Here is a 17,133-nt window from a genome sequence, read left to right on the forward strand (position 1 = left end):
ACATGAAAAAACTATTACTTATTGCGCTGGTGGTGTTGTCGGCAGCCGGCCTGCATGCGCAGAGCAAGACCACGGGTGTGGTCAACCTGCTGGCGGGTATGACAGCCAAACTCGACCTGAACAACACGACATCAACAGCTACACTTACGTTCACCGGCCCGTCGGATAGGTGGTATGCGCTCCAGTTTGGCTCTTTCGTACAGGGAGACGGTATGGAGGCAGGCAAGGACGTTGTATATTACAACGGTACCACATTGGTCGATGCCGTGCATAACGGTGTGGGCGTAACGCCGTCTACAGATGCGGTAAACAACTGGACCGTTACATCCAATACGGTAGCGGCAGGAACAAGGACAATTGTTGCCACAAGGGCTTTCAATACAGGCGATACCAATGACTATACGTTTGTGTATAGCGATGCCAATATTGACTTTGCCTATGCACGTTCAGCATCGGTGTCCTTCAGCCTGGCCTATCACCAGAATAACAGGGGCTACGCGATTAACAAGACGTTCAGCTGTATCCCTCCGGATGCTGCTACTGCTTCGGCACAATCATTTTGTGGTGCAGCAACCGTATCAAACCTCATAGCGACAGGCGCAACCGGCGCTACATTCAACTGGTATGCTGCTGCCACAGGCGGAACGGCACTTGCGGGCACTACAGCACTTACAAGCGCAACCTACTATGTTTCCCAAACCGTTGATGCCTGCGAAAGCGCGAGGATCCCTGTAGGGGTAACCGTAACTACCGTGGCACAGCCTACCGCGGCGGCTACACAGCAATTTTGTTCAGAATCGACAGTTGCCAACCTCAGCGCAACCGGTACAGGAACTATCAACTGGTATGCAGCACCTACAGGAGGTTCCCCTCTTGCAGGCATTACGGTACTTACAGCAGGGAATTATTATGTATCCCAAACCGTTGGCACCTGCGAAAGCACAAGGGCAACGGTGGCGGTAAGCTATGTTCCATTGGCAACACCTACAACAGCTGACAACACACAGGAATTCTGCTCGGGTGCAACAGTTTCCGATCTTTCTGCTACGGCATTATCCGGCGCGCAGCTGCACTGGTATGTAGTGCCGACAGGAGGTGCCGACCTTCCCGCAGATATGGGGTTGGCAACAACTACTTATTATGTGAGCCAGACACTGGGCAACTGCGTGAGCGAAAGGCTTCCGATCGAAGTTACAGTTACTGCTGTCCCGGGCCCGTCAACAGCCAACGAAACACAGGCCTTTTGTGAGGGCGCTACACTGGCTGACCTGGATATAAACACCACCACAGGCACTACCCTCAAATGGCATCTTGCAACAGGAGGTGCTGAATTGCCTGCAACTACCGTAATGTTAAACGGCACGGCCTATAACGCCACACAACACATAGGCGAATGTGAAAGCCCTGCCCAAACAATAAATGTGATAATCAACCCAATACCTGCTGCACCGGGAGGAGTGGAAACACAGCAATTTACAGCAGGAGAGACTATTGCCGACTTCCAAATATCGGTGTTCATTGGCGCGGAAATTACATGGTACATGCTTAATGATGCAGGAGACCTTGTTGAAGTAGGAACCGATACGGTGTTGGCAGATGGAGAAATGTACCATGTAACACAAACCATAAACGGATGCGAGAGCGAAATGCTCATGATAACCGCAGATGAGGTTTTAAGCACTTCAGATTTCGAGTTGAAAAACCTTGTTGCTTTCCCTAACCCGGCGAATGATTTTGTAACCATTAGCAATAATACAGCGCTATCTGAAGCAGCCGTATTCAACATGTTGGGGCAGAAAGTCATTTCGCAGAAAGCGCAGGGAGAAAAAATAGAAATAAATGTATCGCAGCTTCCTGCAGGAAGTTATAGTATAAAAGTAATTACCGCTAAAGGAACGTCAGCCTCACTGAAAATAATGAAGCAGTAATTTATTTAAGATAACTAGTTGGTTTTTTTTGAAAGGGGTGTCTTCGTCGTGAAGCGCCCCTTTCTGTTTTATATACGTTCGCAATATTTTTTTATACCGTTCATACTGTTTTTAAGGCCAAGATCATAGGCTCTATGTAAATCCTCACAGCCTTCATTTATTAATCCCATTTCAAACCTGCTTGATGCACGATTATTATAGGCTTCTGCAAATTTCGGGTTAACCTGTATAGCCATGGTATAATCTTCTATTGCGGCCGGATAATTTTCCTGCATATATTTACAAATGCCCCTGTTATTATAAGCAAAATCGTTCATAGGGTCAATCTCGATAGCCTTTGTAAAATCAAGTATCGCTTCCTTAAGTAGTTCAAGATCCATTTTGGCAAGGCCGCGATTATAATATGCTTTAGCATTTTCCGGCTCCAATTTCAGGGTTTTATTATAATCGGTTATCGCTCCCTGTAGATCAAGGTAATCCTGCCTTATACCGCCACGCTTGTAGTAAAATTCCGCCTTCGAAGAATCGTTGGCATTATTGAATTTGTCTATAGCCTTTGCATATTTTTTTAAAAGCTTTTCATCACGTTGCGCCTGGCTTTGAGCATTGGAAGCAAACAACATTATAAGCAAAAATAAGAAGTGTTTTTTCATGAAATCATTCGGTTGATTTGCTAAATATAAAATATTATGTGCAGATTTCCGTTCGATATGTTTAATTTGCGCAATATTTGTTTGCCTATGAAATTATTGTCCATTTGCCTTTTACTGTTCTTTACAGGAAATTCCGAACTGGTATCGGTAAGGCAGAAGTATATTGATGCGGCAACCTCCGAAAGCAGCGCCAATGCTTTCCACGCCGACCTTGCGAACCTTGAGTCCAATGGCAGCAACCATACCCTTATGGCCTATAAAGCGGCCTCCATTGTGCTGTTGGCAAAATATGAAAGCGGGCTTATCTCCAAAACAAGGCTCTTTAACCGTGGCACCGATTTGCTGGATACTACTATAGAAAAAGCCCCTGACAATTATGAGGCCCGACTGATCCGCCTGAACATCCAGGATAATGTGCCCTGGATAACCGGCTACACTTCTGAACTGAAAGAAGATAAAGCTTTCCTGATAAAGAACTACGCAAAGCAGGAGGCATCCCTTAAAGACTTTACCAAAAAATACGCTATGCAGTCGGATGCTTTTTCAAAGAAGGAAAGAGCAATGTTTAATTGATGATAATAGTATTTAATACGGATGTCACTTCGAGCGCAGTCGAGAAGCTAGCAGAAGAAAATGCCGCATTTCGACTGCACTCAATATGACATTTTCTTCTGCTGGCTTCCAATTAAAAATAAGCCCGTAACTGTATATTCCCTGTATGTATTGCCTTGCTGGTCTCGCTTTTCCGACCCTGGTAGTTGATGTTGATATCGAGGAACTGCGTAAGGTTCTTTTGCAGCAGCAGGCGCCATGTGAGGTTCTGCCCAGGCAATAATCCTTCGAGCATACTGTAGGCGGCAGGGGAGAGCTGGTTGCCGGTAAAATCGTTTTTGTATAATGAAAACTCGCCGCTTGCGGTAAACTGTTTTTCCGAAGCATAATTAAATGACGTTCCAAGTCGTTGCTGGTACAGTGTCTCCATATCACCGATGCGGTTTTCTTTGTTACGGTATTCATAAAAAAGGTCCCAGCTGGCATTGCGCGAAAAGATATAGGACACTTTCGGGCCTAAAAGATATCCCTCGATTTTAAAGTTCTTGCTGCCGTAATTCTCGGATTTGGTTTCCGATTCGATGGTCTGACCCGAAAAATTGAACAGCCATATTTTTTGGACAAGGTGCGCATACTGCAGCTGGTGCGAACTGTTGCTGTTTTCCTGTGAGCCAACTGTCAGCAGCGTCTTTGCACGGTTATTGATGTAGGTGTACGTAACCGAATGGTCCTGCTTCCCGCGGTTGTAAAAAAGGCTGTTACGGAAACCGGAAGTGAGCCCAAGCAAGTCGGCTTCACTGCCGGAAAACGGGTTGAGGTCAAAATTATCGGTACTGCGCTCGATCTTACGGTCTATCAGGTACGATGCCTGGTCATAGAAATAGGAAAGGAACTTCTTAAATCCTTTCTCATTCTGCCATTGATTCGGGTTTAGGGTAACCGACTGCGAGAATTTATTCTGGTGCGTACGGACAAATACCTGGTTGGGCAGGAACACCCTTACAAATGTTGCCTGGTCCGGAAAAGGCGCTATCTCAAACTCCTGAAGTTCCTGTATTCCATTACCGTTATAATCGTTCCATGTATAAACCCCCTGCCCGGCCTCGACGGCGAGGTAGGTAAATTCCTGTTGCGCTATGGTGCCCGATGTGGTTTCGTAGGCCGTGGTTACCTGTACCAGTTGGTTCCAATACCGGTCGTTATACAAAAGCCTTGAGTTGAGCGATGGCTCATCCTTAAACGCCGGGTCTTCAAATTTCAGGCGGCGGTAATTGGCGAACAAGGTAAGGTCGCTCTTATCGGTTTGTAATAGCCTTGATTTTAAATAATAGGAGTTGGAGGTATTTACTTTTTTCAGCTGCCCGTTCACAAGGCTGTCGTTGGCGCGTTGCAGGTAGCCAAGCTCAACAAACACCTTAGTGCTGTCTCCTCGTCCCACAAAAGCGCCAAACTCGCTGAAACGCTGGCTAAGTGCGGTATATTGGCCGGTAGCCTTTATCTTTTCACGATTGTCTTCAAGCCTTACGGTACCGCCCACCCAGTTTTTCGAGAAATGGTATTTGGCCAACGCCTCATTGCGAAGAAATGTTGAAGTGGAATAATCACCGTCACTGTTGAGGAGGCTTCCGCGGTTTTGTATTAATAGTTTTTTGAAGTTAAACCTGCCGTCCACCACATGGCGCGTTCCCGTAAAAGCGCCTGAAAAATCCAGTTTTTCCAGCTGGTAATTTACCTGTCCTTTTTGCGGCAGGCGAAAGGTAGTCCCGGTTATCAGGTAGCTTTGGTTCGAATTGGTCGTCAATATATTCGTTAAGTTCCAGTCGCGGCCGAATTCGATGTTGAACAACCGCTCTATCGTCCTGAAATCTTTTTGTATGACCTGGTAATTGGCAAAAGCATCCAGTTCCCATGTACCTGTGTAAAGCCGTTGTTTCGCATCAAGCTTACCCGCAAGGCCTTTATTGTTTCCATCGTCGATGGGGGAGTAGAGGTTGAGGTCGTTGTTGCTCAGGCCGGCCTCAAAATCAATAAATGTTTTTTCACTCGGGTTGTATTTGCCTAGTACCGTGGCTATCTGTATTTTGCTCGGGGCTGTTAGGCGGATTATGGGTTCGTAATTTCCCTGCGGAACACCGTTCAGCGGAGCGACATATTCATAAATACGCCCGACGGCTGCGGCATTCGCCAAAATATAATTACCCAGGTTATTACCCAACAGGGTGAAGCGCACATTATAAAGCGTTTCCTCAGGGTCGTTGGAATATTCGAATACATCCACGCCGTTTACCGTGGTTTTGCGGTACAGTATCTTGTTTTCGGAATACGTGTCCACATACGCAGAAGGCGCTGTCATCAGGTTGGCATTATCACCGGCCTGTTGGAGTGTTGCCACCTGTTCTGCGCTGAGGTTTTGCTGCAACGGCTGGTTCTTTACATCATTTTCCGAATAGACATACCCGCCGATGCTCCAGTCGTCACGCTCGTGGCTAACGCCGCCATAGGTCACAAAACGCGTATAGCTGCGCTCGGAATACTGGTATTCCACATTGATACGCATCTCTGAAGTAATAGGGAAGAGCGAGGTAAAAATGATCTCCCCGGCATTATAGTCGATAATATAATCGTTATTCTCCCCGCGTTCCAAAAGAATACCGTTTACGAATACGCGCTCCGACCCGGATATCACCAAAATGTACAGTTCGTCATTTGGGCCGCGCAGCTTATACGGTCCCTGGTTGCCTTCCTGCCCGGTAAAAGTACTGCGTGAATATTGCCCGCGTACCAATGCCGCCGCTGTGAATATAGAGGTTTTAGAACCCTCTTTACCAAAAGTAAAAGCAGTCGAAAGCCCCTGTACTTTTTTACTGAAATTCAGGAAACGCGACTGACGGTTTTCGAGGAAGAGGTCGCCCGCCCGAATGTTCCAGGTATCGCTGAACATTTCGATAAAGATCTGGTCGAACTCATCCAGCTTTTGCGAATAGCCACCCTGCTGTAACGGGATATTGGTGTCCTGGATCGAGGCGCGCAGGCTGACTTTATCCGACAGCTTACCGGTAATTTGCAGGTCGAGGTTGGAGTTGACTACGGCGCTTTGGTTATTTCCTACAGTAATTCCGCGCGTAATACTTCCGGAGGTGGTAAGCCCGTCAAAAGGCTTAAAGGTATTAAGCGGGTCGCGCGTTACTTTGTACAGGTTTTCCTTGCCTGCATCATTGCTCACCACCCGGCTATCGTCGTAAATGCTGTATTTTTTCGTAAGGTAGTCCGGGTAGCTGAGGTAACGGAGTGTCAGGGTGTCCTGCGAAGTGAAGCCGTTACGGAATACCAGCGTGCTGTTGCGGAAATCAACTTTGTAATTAGTGGTGTCAATATCCTTTCCGGCAGCATCCTGCAATTTAAAAAAAGCGGTGTTGATGCTCACGCTGTCGATCTTTATCGTGTCGCGTTCGGCAGTAATTTTTCGGTTTTTATAGGGCGTAGTAATTTCCTGCCCGTAAAGCGCAGAAACACAACATAAAAGCACCAGTAATAACCTGTTTTTCAGCATCACAACACTATAAACTCCAAAATGGCAAAAGTAGTGTATTCCTTTTTAAAAGTTTTGGGTTTAGAGTTTTGGGTTTCGGGTTGCCTTCTGATCGTGTTATCCGTACAGTCTTTGCGAGGAGGAAAGACGAAGCAATCTTTCAGACAAGAAAATTATATGACTTTACTTTATGTGTCAAACAAGTATCACGTTCTCTCGGCACCTCCCGCCCCTCTCTACTTGGGAGAGGGGCCTTGGAAGAGGACTTAACATCAGGAGATGAAAAAGAATTTTGTACGTTTGTTTAAAATTGTTTAAGATGTTAAAGCGATTTGCACTATTCTTCACTTTGAGTTTATCCATTTCCTGCAGTAATGAGTCAGTAATAGATTATTACAAAAAAAATCTTTCTTTGGAAGTGAAAGGAAAAGTCATAAAAGTTGATTTTTACAAAGGCGGAAGCTCTACATTAAAAGTTAGAAATTCTGATGGAAATTTAATTGACGTATCGGGAGGTTCGAACTTTCAGCATTATATTCGGCCTGGCGACGACTTTACAAAAATCGGTAATAGCAACAAATGTATTGTTGAAAGAAATGACAGTATAATTTATCTTGATTGTTCCAATATTGAAAAGATATACAGAGACTCTCTAGGAGAAATAGCGGAGTGGCCGAAATCAATTAAAGGGAAATGGAAAATTAAAAACTAATTATGCACCACTTCACCTCCAAAACATACAAAACCGGCATCAACGCAGCCGAGGATGTACCAAACGATCTTACCGATGCCACAACATTTAAAAGTTTTATAATTCATCCTACTTTACAGAAGGCTGGGGTGAGGCTAAAACCGCCTTCACCATATTATCCTCCCGCAACAGCAGCGTATAATACTCTTTATCATTCAATAGTTGGCGAACGAACTCGGCTGCCAGGTAGCGTTTTACTCTGTCTTTGTGCTTTGCAAGATTGAATACAAGGCCGTTCTTTTTCAGATAAGTGTCGAATGCGGTAAAATACTTATCGGTCGAATTTACTTTTTCCGAAACAAGGCTGGAAGGTAATCCTTTGAACTGCGTCCTTTCCTTATCCAGTTGCTCGAATACAAAATAACTTACGACCCCGCTTTGCATGATCATGGCCAACTGCTCGTCGCCGTGCTTGCCTTCCTGCGGTACAAAAAGGTCGGGGATGATACCGCCGCCGCCATAAACGATACGGCCTTTTACTGTTTTGAATTTCAGGGTATCGGCAACTTTTATACTGTCGGCAGAATACAGTTCGCCGCTTTCATATCGTTTTTCAAAATCGCTAAAATATTTCTCCCCACCATCGGCATAGCTTCGTTGTATTGAACGTCCCGAAGGCGTATAATAACGCGCCACGGTAAGCCTTACGGCACTGCCATCGCCCAAAGGCATTTCGCGTTGTACAAGCCCCTTGCCAAATGAGCGTCTGCCTACAATAGTCCCACGATCATTATCCTGTATCGCACCTGCCAATATCTCACTTGCCGAAGCGCTGTTCTCGTTGATGAGCACATATAGCGGGCCCTCTTCAAAAATGCCGCCTTTAGTGGCTTTGGTTATATCTTCGCGGTTTTTTTTGTTCTTTGTTTTTACGATAATACGGTTGTCCGGCAACAGGTCATCGGCAATTTCGACAGCCATTTCAAGGTAGCCGCCGCCGTTATCACGCAGGTCGATAATGAGCGACTTTGCCCCCTGCTTTTTAAGGTTTACCAAAGCAGCGTGAAACTCGTCATACGTAGTCTCAGCAAAGCGGTTGATCTTGATATATCCGGTAGATTTGCCCACCAGTATCGAGGCATCAACGCTTTTTATCGGCACCACGTCACGTGTGAGGTTGATGTTGAATTTCTTATTCTCGCTTTTCCTGAAAACAGTAAGCGCTACCTGAGAGCCTTCTTTGCCTTTCAGTTTGGAGAACAACGAATCATTTGGCAGCTTACGCCCAAAGAGCTTGTCCTTTCCGGCAAAGAGTATGCGGTCGCCGGCTTTTATTCCAGCCTTTTCAGATGGGCCGCCCGGTATTGGCTTGATTACCGCAACCGAATCTTTGTACATATAAAAATTGACGCCTATGCCTACAAAGTCGCCCTTCATGCTCTGGGCCACCTGTTCCATTTCGTTTTTTGCGATGTATACCGAGTGCGGATCCAGCTTTTCGAGGATACTGTTTACGGTAAGGTCAACAATAGAATCGGTATTTACATCGTCAATGTATTCACTGTCGATGAAGTCGATAAGCTTATTGAGCTTACTTTTATTGGAACTCCCTATCATCCCGCGCTTTTCGGCAGGAAAATTAAGGAAACTGCCCAGTAGCAGCCCTATGGCAAGGGTAACGGACAGTAGTATTGGTAAATATAGCTTCTTTATATTCATTGTATCTGGTCAAGGTCAGGAAGGCACGCTACTTCTACACCCGCTTTTTCTAGGAATTCGATCCCCGAATTGTCTTTATAAGTTTCCTGGTATACCACCCGTTTTATACCCGACTGGTGAATCAGCTTGCTGCAGTCTTTGCAGGGCGACATGGTAATGTATAGCGTTGCGCCTTCGCAGGATTGTGTTGAACGGGCCACTTTCAGTATCGCATTGGCTTCGGCGTGGAGCACATACCACTTAGTAAGGCCTCCATCATCCTCACAGCAATTCTCAAACCCCGATGGCGTGCCGTTATAACCATCGGAAATGATCATCCTGTCTTTAACAATAATTGCGCCAACTTTTCTGCGTTGGCAGTAGGAGAGCTGACCCCATTCGCGGGCAATCCTCAGGTAGGCCCTGTCGTATTTATTTTGTTTCTTTTCTTTCATCTGTAACTTCCGTCGACTTCAGGTAACGGATCACTCTAACATTAAATTTTTACCAGATTTCACTATTGATTATCATTGGGACTGTCACGCCAGCCACAAATGCCGACAGCACCAGTATCCAGTCGCGCTTAGCAAACCGGAGGAACTCCTGCACGACGAATGACAGCAGTAATACCGACAGCACCACGATAACCTGCGCAGCCTCTATACCCAGTGCAAATTCAAGTAAGGGGAATAGTTTTTCGTCAGCTTCGGGGGAGAGTATCACCTTGATATAATTAGAAAAGCCCAGGCCATGGATAATGCCGAACAGCAATGTGGTTACGGCGATAAAGATAAGGCTGTCATTTTTTGAGGAGGATTTTTTGGCCCATTTAAAAATATTGTAAACGGCTGTTATAAATATGGTTACCGGAATCAGGAATTCGACAATCGCACTGTTTATGGTAACCATTCCGAACACGGATAATAGTAGCGATAAGGTATGCCCGATGGTAAAGAGCGTCACCAAAAGCAATATTTTCCTCCAGTCTTTAAAAGCGTAAGGAAGGGCAAGCGCAATGAGGAACAGTACGTGGTCGTAGCCCCGGATATCAAGTACATGTTTGAGGCCAATATTGAAGTATAGCCAAAAATCGGACATGGGTAGTATTTTTCGTTTAAAATGTAAACTTACATCATTTTTATGAACTATCTTTAAGCTAATCTTCCTATAACGGGGGATTGGGCAAAAATCTTATAAAAAAATTATATCAGGCTGAAATATAGAAGTATATTTGCACAAATTTTTAACAGATACAATATGTCAATTTCAGATCTATTTGATAGCGGCTTTAAGGACAGGAATAAAGGCCACTTTTCTGCTATCGTAAGGGTTGCAATGGAAAACGGCCACCTTAGTACTGAAGAAAGGCTTTTCCTTGATAAACTGGCTAAGCAGCTCGAAATTTCGCAGGAGGAATATGCTGAAATACTAGCAAACCCTATGAGGTACCCTATTAACCCGCCACACCTGCACGTGCAGCGACTGGAGCGTTTGTACGACCTTTCAAGGATGGTATATGCCGACCATATACTTGGGCCTAAGCAAAAAGAGATACTTACGCGCTTTGCGCTTGCACTTGGTTTCACGCCGGGTAACGTAAATTATATTGTTGATAAAGCATTATCACTGCTTGTAATGAATGTTGATGCTGATACATTCGTGTACGAGATGCAGCACATGAATAAATAACTAAGGTTCTTAGATGCTGAGTTACTTAGGTACTTAGCTTTTGAGGATTGTTTTGCGTAAAAAAAAATCCCCGACCCGATAACGAGTTGGGGATTTTTTATGTACTCTTGGTTCACCTTCTAAGCACTTCAGCCGCTTATTTATATTTCGCCATGAATTCCTCTGCTTTCTCTACCATATTATAGCTTCCGCAAAAGAACGGTACGCGCTGGTGGAGTTCTGTAGGCTGTATCTCCATGATAGGCCCAAAACCGTCCGAAGCCTTGCCGCCTGCCTGTTCGGCCAGGAAAGCCATTGGGTTGCATTCGTACAGTAGCCTTAATTTACCCTTAGGCGCTTTCGAACTTGTTGGATAGATATAGATGCCGCCTTTTATCATGTTACGGTGAATGTCGCTCACCAGGCTGCCAATGTAGCGCGAAGTGTACGGCCTGTCGGCTTCTTCAAGCTGGCAGTATTTAATATAGTCTTTCACACCCTGCGGGAAATGCACGTAGTTTCCTTCGTTTATCGAATAGATCGTACCGTCTTTTGGGAACGTCAGGTTCGGGTGTGAAAGGTAGAACGTACCAATCGCCGGGTTCAGCGTAAAGCCGTTCACGCCGTTGCCTGTAGTATATACAAGCATGGTTGACGTACCGTAGATCACATACCCCGCTGCTACCTGGTTCACGCCCGGCTGCAGGAAATCTTCAAGGGTTACAGGAGTCCCCACAGGAGTTACCCTTCTGTACACAGAGAAAATTGTGCCCACGGAAACATTCACGTCTATGTTTGATGAGCCGTCAAGCGGGTCTATCAATACTACATACTTGTTGTTGTGTGCCCCATCGTGGCCCTGGATGGTAATGAAATCGTCGTTCTCCTCAGAGGCGATACCGCACACGATCTCACGGTTGATGAGCGTCTGCATGAAAGTATCGTTGGCAAATACGTCCAGTTTCTGTTGATCCTCGCCCTGGATGTTCTGCTCCCCGAATTTGCCTACAATGTCTACCAGACCGGCCTTGTTCACCTTGTAGTTCACTACTTTAGCGGCAAGCCTTATGGAGTTGATGAGCCTTGACAATTCGCCCGAAGAATATTTAAAGTCTTCCTGCTTTTCGATGATAAATTCGCCTAATGTTTTATTTCTTTCTTCCATTACGAAAACGTTATAGTTGTGTTGAGGGCACAAATATCGAAATTTTTGTGATATGAAAAGGAAACTAATCATTAAACATTTTTAAACCGTATTTTTGAGCTTATTTTTACAGAAGATACTATGGTGATCCGCGAAGGAAAAAAGGAGGACATGCCTGCCGTACTGGGGCTTATTAAAGAACTTGCCGCTTTTGAAAAAGAACCCGATGCCGTTGTGGTAACGGTGGATGAATTGGTACGCGACGGTTTTGGCGACAGCCCGTTATTCCATACATTTGTGGCAGAGGCTGATGGGGAAGTGATAGCCATGGCGCTGTTTTATTACCGCTACTCTACATGGAAAGGCAGGACCATACACCTGGAAGACCTGATCGTGAAGGAAGACAAACGCGGTACGGGTGCCGGCAGCGCGCTGTATAAAGAGGTAATTAAGTTTGCCAAAGCAGATGGTGTCCGCCGGGTAGAATGGGTAGTGCTCAACTGGAATACACATGCGATTGAATTCTATGAGCGCTCGGGTGCGGCTATATTACAGGACTGGCTGACGGTGCAGATGAACGAGGAGGGCATTACAAAGTTTACATTAGATTTATAAGTCATATATTTATTTCACGATGAAAGTATTCAAATTCGGGGGTGCATCGGTAAAAGATGCCGACGGTATCAAAAATGTGTATGAGGTATTGCAAAAAGTAGGGTATGAGGATGTGCTGCTTGTCATTTCGGCCATGGGTAAAACAACCAATGCGCTGGAGGTGGTGATAAAGGACTATGTTGCCAAATCTCCCGAACTTCAGTCGTCCGTCCAGGAAGTGAAGAAATATCACAACCAAATACTCATGGACCTTTTCGACGATGAGAACAATCCTGTATTTGCAGCAGTGAACAGGATCTTTGCGGACCTCGAGAGCTTCCTTAAGAATAACAAGTCGCCCAACTATAATTTTGTGTACGACCAGATCGTGAGCCAGGGCGAAATCATTTCAACTACGATTGTAAGCCATTACTTTAATTATCGCGGACTGAAGAACCAATGGATCGATGTGCGCGAGTTTATCAAGACCGACAATACCTATCGTGATGCGATTGTAGATTGGGACCAGACGCAGAAACTTATTTCGAAGAATGTAAAGAAAAAGACACTTAATATCACGCAGGGTTTTCTAGGGTCTGACGAAAATAATTTTACGACAACCCTTGGCCGTGAAGGCTCCGATTATACAGCAGCGATCTTCGCCTACTGCCTTAATGCCGAAAGCGTCACCATTTGGAAAGATGTTCCCGGTGTACTGAATGCCGACCCGCGTTACTTTGAGAATGCGATATTGCTTAACCAGATATCCTATCGTGAAGCCATAGAGCTGGCGTTTTACGGTGCGACGGTTATCCACCCTAAGACATTGCAACCGTTGCAGAAAAAGGAGATACCGTTGTATGTAAAATCATTCGTCAACCCATTGCTACCGGGTACCAGTGTAAGTAAGGGTGCCGACCTTGAACCGCAGGCGCCGTGCTTTATCGTAAAGAAAGACCAGTTGCTGATATCGCTGTCATCCCTTGATTTTTCCTTCATTATGGAGGAAAACATCAGCGAAATATTCCTTCTGCTGCACAAATACAAGATGAAAGTTCACCTGATACAGAATTCAGCAATCAGTTTCTCGGTGTGCGTGGATGATAAGTTCGGGAATTTCCCGGAGCTAAAGAGTATTCTTTCCAAGAAATTTAAGGTGACGTATAACGATAATGTTTCGCTTTATACCATCAGGCATTTCAACGAAAAATCTGCCGATGCCGTGGCCAAAAACAAAGAAGTGGTATTACGCCAAATAAGCCGCGAAACCATGCAGATCGTGACGAAGGCCCCCCAACCCCCGAAGGGGGAGTAGCAGCCCGGTACATTTAAAAGCAATCCAAATCCAAAGGTTTTTAAAACCTATGGATTTGCCGGTACTCTCTTAACTTTTTAACTTTTAGACTTTTAAACTTTGCAACTCTCTACAAACTCTTAATCACATACGTCACAATCCCCCACACCGTAAAGTTGTTTTCCTCGCTCACTTTTACGGGTTGGTAGGCAGGATTTTCGGGCATAAGGTACAGGCACCCAATTCCCATCTTCAATCGCTTAACCGTAAATTCCCCATCGATGAGGCAAATAGCTATTTTCCCGTCAGAAGGCTCAAGGCTGCGGTCGGCTACCAAAAGGTCGCCATCTGCTATACCTGCATTCATCATTGAATTGCCCGATACCCGGATGTAGAATGTCGTAAGCCAGTTTTTGGCAAGTTCAGTGTTCAGGTCAATGCGATCCTGTAGAAAGTCCTGAGCAGGCGAGGCAAACCCTGCCGAGATGCCATGCGTAATAAAGGGCAGGGCGGTGTCCTGTTGTTTATCAGGACGAAAAAAGGTAAGTGCCTGTTCCCCGCTTTTCATTCTTCGCACTTTATGGTTAGCAGTTTCCCGAAATTAGTGGTATATCCGTTGGACAGCATATTTTGCTTCATGTCCCATGTCTTTTTGGCCTGAGTCCCGAGGCGGATCATGCGTTCACCCATTTTCCGGTTTACATGGTCCATCGCCTTCATCAGGGCCAGGTGTTTGGGATCTTCATCCAGGAACAGGTTAAATTGCTTGCTGTCTTCAGGAATAAGTTCAGTCACGATTACTCCGGCTTTTTTAAATAGAATGGTATCGGTACTGTCGATAAGGCTTTTGAGCAGCTGTATGGCCGCGTTGCTTATCGTGAGTGCCGAATTTGTAGGGAAGGGGAGTGTCATAGCCCGGCTGTAATGGTATTTAGCGTTGTCTATACTATGCTTGTCGGCTACCAGCATTACTATGACCGTGTGGCAGCACGAACCCTGCTTGCGAAGCTTTTCTGCCGTTACGGTAGCAAAAGTGGATACGCGTTCACGGATGAGGTCGTAGTCTGTAAGCTGTTTCGGAAAGCTGCGTGTTGTAGCAATACTTTTCTTATCCACATCAATGGGCTCCGGCCCTAAAACAGAGCGCCCTTCCAGCTCGCTTTTAAGGCGAAGGCCTACCACACCCATTTCTCTTTTGATCCATGGTTCCATCCACGGCTGGATAAAATCGTGCGCCGTCACTACATTCATTGTCTTCAGCTTCCGGGCTGTACGGTAACCAATCCCCCATACATCGCCAATCTTGAGCCATTTCAGTGCTTTGATGCGTTTATCTTCGGTATCTATCACATAGACACCTTCTGTCTTTTCCTGGAATTTCTTGGCAATGCGGTTGGCGGCTTTCGAAAGTACACGTGTAGGGGCGATCCCAACGCATATCGGCAGGCTGAGCCATTTCCAGGCGCGGCTGCGCATTTCGAGTCCGAGATTGTGGTAATTGTCCACCGCAACTCCTGTAAAGTCTAAAAAAGCCTCATCAATACTGTACACTTCTACATTCGGAGTAAACATCCTCATGGTTTCCATCATCCGTGCGCTGAGATCGCCATAAAGCGGATAGTTCGACGAGAATACACCTACATTGTGTTCCTTAAGTAAAGGTCTTATCTTGAATTCCGGTACCGCCATCCCTATGCCCAGCGCTTTAGCCTCTTCACTGCGCGATATAACGCATCCGTCATTATTAGACAATACAACAACAGGCTTACCCTGCCACTTCGGCTGGAAGACTCTCTCGCAGGATACATAGAAATTGTTACAGTCGATTAGCGCATACATAAAGCAAATTTACAAAACAATAAGAAAATATTCTTATAATGCTTGAAAATAATTACACTTTAATTATGTCTATATTTTTTAAAAATAAAAAAAGCGCATTACCCGAAAGCAATGCGCTGTATATTTTACAAAGAAATTTTATCGTATAAGGCCTGTGATCATTGAAGGCCAAAGTCCTATAGCGATGCTCACCAATAGCGAAACAACAGCTACAGCGCCATACATAAATGGCAGCGGCTCCCGTTTTTCGGTATCGTCTTTGGTGTACATTGCCAGTATCAGCTTGAAGTAGTAGCCCACGCTAATGATGGAGTTGATTACGGCAATTATAACAATAATCACGTGCCCTGTTGCAAGTACCTGGTTGAATAGGAACAGCTTGGCAAAGAAGCCTGAAAATATCGGGATCCCCGCCATTGATAATAGCGAGCAGGTTAAAATCCCTGCCATCACCGGGTGCGTTTTGCCCAACCCATTGAAGTTGTAAATATCTTCATTGCCTTTTGTCCTGCACACAAACAGCACTACTGCAAATGCAGCGATACCCGTAAGCGAATAGGCCGCAGTATAGTACAGCAGGGTTCCCTGTGTAGCTATCGGGTTATAAAGCGTCATCAGCATAAAGCCTGCGTGCGATATACCCGAAAATGCAAGCATCCTTTTTACGTTGTCCTGTTTCAATGCCATGAGGTTACCTACTGTCATCGACAATACGGCAACGATCCCGATCACGGTAACATACGATCCGGGAACTTCATTGTTCATTCCTACCAATAGCTTGAAGAATGCAGCGATAGCAGCAATCTTGGCCAGTGTGCTCATGGTAGCCGTGGTAAGAGCGGGAGAACCTTCATATACATCGGGTGCCCAAAAGTGGAACGGTACTATAGCCATTTTAAATAACAGCCCTATTGTCAGCATTACCATACCGATAAAGAACCATTTTGGCAGGGCAGGATCAAGGGTTGCATTATGTATAGTCGCAATGTCAAACGATCCGGTTGCGCCGTATATAAGCGTGATACCGAATAATATGATACCCGATGCAAATGCTCCCATAAGGAAGTATTTCATACCGGCTTCGTTGCTTTTAAGATTCTTAGGTTCGCTGGCCGCCAAAACATATAATGCTATCGACAGTACTTCGATACCAAGGAAGAACATCGAAAGGTTTCCGAAAGATACCATAGCTACAGCGCCCGTAAGCAGGAACAGTTTTATGGCAACAAAATCGGATATTTTAGCTTTGTGCTCTTTATGGAAATCAGGTGTTAATCCGATAAGGAAAATGGCAAGGATAATAAACAGCCCCGAAAAGCTCAATCCAAATTTATCGGGAACGATCATGTTGTTATAAAAACCGCCCATTACGTGTGCAGAAGCATTTGGGTCAAGCGCCATATAATCAGCCACGGTAAGCCCAAGCGCTCCAAGCAAACCAACGATGGTAACCGGTACAATGGCTTTCCTCAAATTGAAAATTTCAGCTATAAGGCATAAAATCCCTAATCCTGCAATAGCTATTAATGTATTCATTCTCTAT

Annotated in this window: 15 protein-coding genes; 6 read left to right on the top strand and 9 right to left on the bottom strand. The window is 45.3% G+C overall.

The genetic code is table 11. The features are described 5' to 3' along the window. Nucleotides 1–2 precede the first annotated feature (2 nt). A complete protein-coding gene (locus AAEO56_RS18050) occupies nt 3–1,928 on the top strand; it encodes an Ig-like domain-containing protein (protein ID WP_341698476.1) in 1,926 nt (641 codons plus the stop codon). A gap of 68 nt (nt 1,929–1,996) precedes the next feature. Here the strand turns inward: AAEO56_RS18050 and AAEO56_RS18055 are convergent, their stop codons facing one another. Continuing rightward, nucleotides 1,997–2,581: a tetratricopeptide repeat protein gene (locus AAEO56_RS18055; RefSeq protein ID WP_341698477.1), complete on the bottom strand. Its 585-nt coding sequence runs from the start codon at nt 2,579–2,581 to the stop codon at nt 1,997–1,999. Nucleotides 2,582–2,668: 87 nt separating this feature from the next. Here AAEO56_RS18055 and AAEO56_RS18060 point away from each other — a divergent pair, with 87 nt between their 5' ends. Then, complete coding sequence (locus AAEO56_RS18060) at nt 2,669–3,154, top strand: hypothetical protein (RefSeq protein ID WP_341698478.1); 486 nt, start codon at nt 2,669–2,671, stop codon at nt 3,152–3,154. 112 nt (nt 3,155–3,266) lie between these two features. On the opposite strand, the gene AAEO56_RS18065 is transcribed toward AAEO56_RS18060, so the two are convergent. Continuing rightward, nucleotides 3,267–6,683, bottom strand: a complete 3,417-nt coding sequence (locus AAEO56_RS18065; protein WP_341698479.1) for a hypothetical protein — start codon at nt 6,681–6,683, stop codon at nt 3,267–3,269. A 298-nt stretch (nt 6,684–6,981) separates the two neighbouring features. Between AAEO56_RS18065 and AAEO56_RS18070 the strand changes: the two genes are divergently transcribed. Further along, a complete protein-coding gene (locus AAEO56_RS18070; protein ID WP_341698480.1) occupies nt 6,982–7,374 on the top strand; it encodes a hypothetical protein in 393 nt (130 codons plus the stop codon). Nucleotides 7,375–7,482: 108 nt separating this feature from the next. Here AAEO56_RS18070 and AAEO56_RS18075 read toward each other — a convergent pair whose 3' ends face one another. From AAEO56_RS18075 to AAEO56_RS18085, 3 genes are read right to left on the bottom strand one after another with little or no spacing between them, the layout of a single operon-like run. Further along, entirely contained in the window at nt 7,483–9,072 is a 1,590-nt protein-coding gene (locus AAEO56_RS18075) for a S41 family peptidase (protein WP_341698481.1), read from the bottom strand. Continuing rightward, the gene (locus AAEO56_RS18080; protein WP_341698482.1) at nt 9,069–9,506 is read right to left on the bottom strand and encodes a deoxycytidylate deaminase; all 438 of its coding nucleotides are present in this window, start codon (nt 9,504–9,506) and stop codon (nt 9,069–9,071) included. Before AAEO56_RS18080 ends, AAEO56_RS18075 begins: the two co-directional genes overlap by 4 nt. A 49-nt stretch (nt 9,507–9,555) precedes the next feature. Further along, a complete protein-coding gene (locus AAEO56_RS18085) occupies nt 9,556–10,149 on the bottom strand; it encodes a HupE/UreJ family protein (protein ID WP_341698483.1) in 594 nt (197 codons plus the stop codon). Between the two features lie 159 nt (nt 10,150–10,308). Between AAEO56_RS18085 and AAEO56_RS18090 the strand changes: the two genes are divergently transcribed. Then, complete coding sequence (locus tag AAEO56_RS18090; RefSeq protein WP_341698484.1) at nt 10,309–10,740, top strand: tellurite resistance TerB family protein; 432 nt, start codon at nt 10,309–10,311, stop codon at nt 10,738–10,740. A gap of 136 nt (nt 10,741–10,876) precedes the next feature. On the opposite strand, the gene fbp is transcribed toward AAEO56_RS18090, so the two are convergent. Further along, nucleotides 10,877–11,884 carry a class 1 fructose-bisphosphatase gene (gene fbp, locus AAEO56_RS18095; protein ID WP_341698485.1) on the bottom strand — a complete coding sequence of 336 codons (1,008 nt, stop codon included), beginning with the start codon at nt 11,882–11,884 and terminating at the stop codon, nt 10,877–10,879. 120 nt (nt 11,885–12,004) lie between these two features. Between fbp and AAEO56_RS18100 the strand changes: the two genes are divergently transcribed. Both AAEO56_RS18100 and AAEO56_RS18105 read left to right on the top strand, forming a co-directional pair. After that, nucleotides 12,005–12,478, top strand: coding sequence for a GNAT family N-acetyltransferase (locus AAEO56_RS18100; RefSeq protein ID WP_341698486.1), 474 nt, complete (start codon nt 12,005–12,007; stop codon nt 12,476–12,478). A 19-nt stretch (nt 12,479–12,497) separates the two neighbouring features. Then, nucleotides 12,498–13,772, top strand: a complete 1,275-nt coding sequence (locus tag AAEO56_RS18105) for an aspartate kinase (protein ID WP_341698487.1) — start codon at nt 12,498–12,500, stop codon at nt 13,770–13,772. A 109-nt stretch (nt 13,773–13,881) separates the two neighbouring features. Here the strand turns inward: AAEO56_RS18105 and AAEO56_RS18110 are convergent, their stop codons facing one another. From AAEO56_RS18110 to AAEO56_RS18120, 3 genes are all read right to left on the bottom strand, one after another. After that, nucleotides 13,882–14,319 carry a LexA family protein gene (locus AAEO56_RS18110; RefSeq protein ID WP_341698488.1) on the bottom strand — a complete coding sequence of 146 codons (438 nt, stop codon included), beginning with the start codon at nt 14,317–14,319 and terminating at the stop codon, nt 13,882–13,884. After that, entirely contained in the window at nt 14,316–15,590 is a 1,275-nt protein-coding gene (locus AAEO56_RS18115; protein ID WP_341698489.1) for a Y-family DNA polymerase, read from the bottom strand. The genes AAEO56_RS18110 and AAEO56_RS18115 overlap by 4 nt, the downstream gene beginning before the upstream one ends. Nucleotides 15,591–15,728: 138 nt before the next feature. Further along, nucleotides 15,729–17,126 (bottom strand): NADH-quinone oxidoreductase subunit N, encoded by a 1,398-nt coding sequence (locus AAEO56_RS18120; RefSeq protein ID WP_341698490.1) that lies wholly within the window; start codon nt 17,124–17,126, stop codon nt 15,729–15,731. Nucleotides 17,127–17,133 lie beyond the last annotated feature (7 nt).

Origin of the sequence: Flavobacterium arundinis (assembly GCF_038289855.1) — a bacterium.
In the GTDB taxonomy this organism is placed as follows: domain Bacteria; phylum Bacteroidota; class Bacteroidia; order Flavobacteriales; family Flavobacteriaceae; genus Flavobacterium; species Flavobacterium arundinis.

What these genes read in the sequence shown, in the direction of transcription:
- AAEO56_RS18050 (WP_341698476.1), top strand. Translation starts at nt 3, where the DNA reads ATGAAAAAACTATTACTTATTGCGCTGGTGGTGTTGTCGGCAGCCGGC.
- AAEO56_RS18055 (WP_341698477.1), bottom strand. Translation starts at nt 2,581, where the DNA reads ATGAAAAAACACTTCTTATTTTTGCTTATAATGTTGTTTGCTTCCAAT.
- AAEO56_RS18060 (WP_341698478.1), top strand. Translation starts at nt 2,669, where the DNA reads ATGAAATTATTGTCCATTTGCCTTTTACTGTTCTTTACAGGAAATTCC.
- AAEO56_RS18065 (WP_341698479.1), bottom strand. Translation starts at nt 6,683, where the DNA reads ATGCTGAAAAACAGGTTATTACTGGTGCTTTTATGTTGTGTTTCTGCG.
- AAEO56_RS18070 (WP_341698480.1), top strand. Translation starts at nt 6,982, where the DNA reads ATGTTAAAGCGATTTGCACTATTCTTCACTTTGAGTTTATCCATTTCC.
- AAEO56_RS18075 (WP_341698481.1), bottom strand. Translation starts at nt 9,072, where the DNA reads ATGAATATAAAGAAGCTATATTTACCAATACTACTGTCCGTTACCCTT.
- AAEO56_RS18080 (WP_341698482.1), bottom strand. Translation starts at nt 9,506, where the DNA reads ATGAAAGAAAAGAAACAAAATAAATACGACAGGGCCTACCTGAGGATT.
- AAEO56_RS18085 (WP_341698483.1), bottom strand. Translation starts at nt 10,149, where the DNA reads ATGTCCGATTTTTGGCTATACTTCAATATTGGCCTCAAACATGTACTT.
- AAEO56_RS18090 (WP_341698484.1), top strand. Translation starts at nt 10,309, where the DNA reads ATGTCAATTTCAGATCTATTTGATAGCGGCTTTAAGGACAGGAATAAA.
- fbp (WP_341698485.1), bottom strand. Translation starts at nt 11,884, where the DNA reads ATGGAAGAAAGAAATAAAACATTAGGCGAATTTATCATCGAAAAGCAG.
- AAEO56_RS18100 (WP_341698486.1), top strand. Translation starts at nt 12,005, where the DNA reads ATGGTGATCCGCGAAGGAAAAAAGGAGGACATGCCTGCCGTACTGGGG.
- AAEO56_RS18105 (WP_341698487.1), top strand. Translation starts at nt 12,498, where the DNA reads ATGAAAGTATTCAAATTCGGGGGTGCATCGGTAAAAGATGCCGACGGT.
- AAEO56_RS18110 (WP_341698488.1), bottom strand. Translation starts at nt 14,319, where the DNA reads ATGAAAAGCGGGGAACAGGCACTTACCTTTTTTCGTCCTGATAAACAA.
- AAEO56_RS18115 (WP_341698489.1), bottom strand. Translation starts at nt 15,590, where the DNA reads ATGTATGCGCTAATCGACTGTAACAATTTCTATGTATCCTGCGAGAGA.
- AAEO56_RS18120 (WP_341698490.1), bottom strand. Translation starts at nt 17,126, where the DNA reads ATGAATACATTAATAGCTATTGCAGGATTAGGGATTTTATGCCTTATA.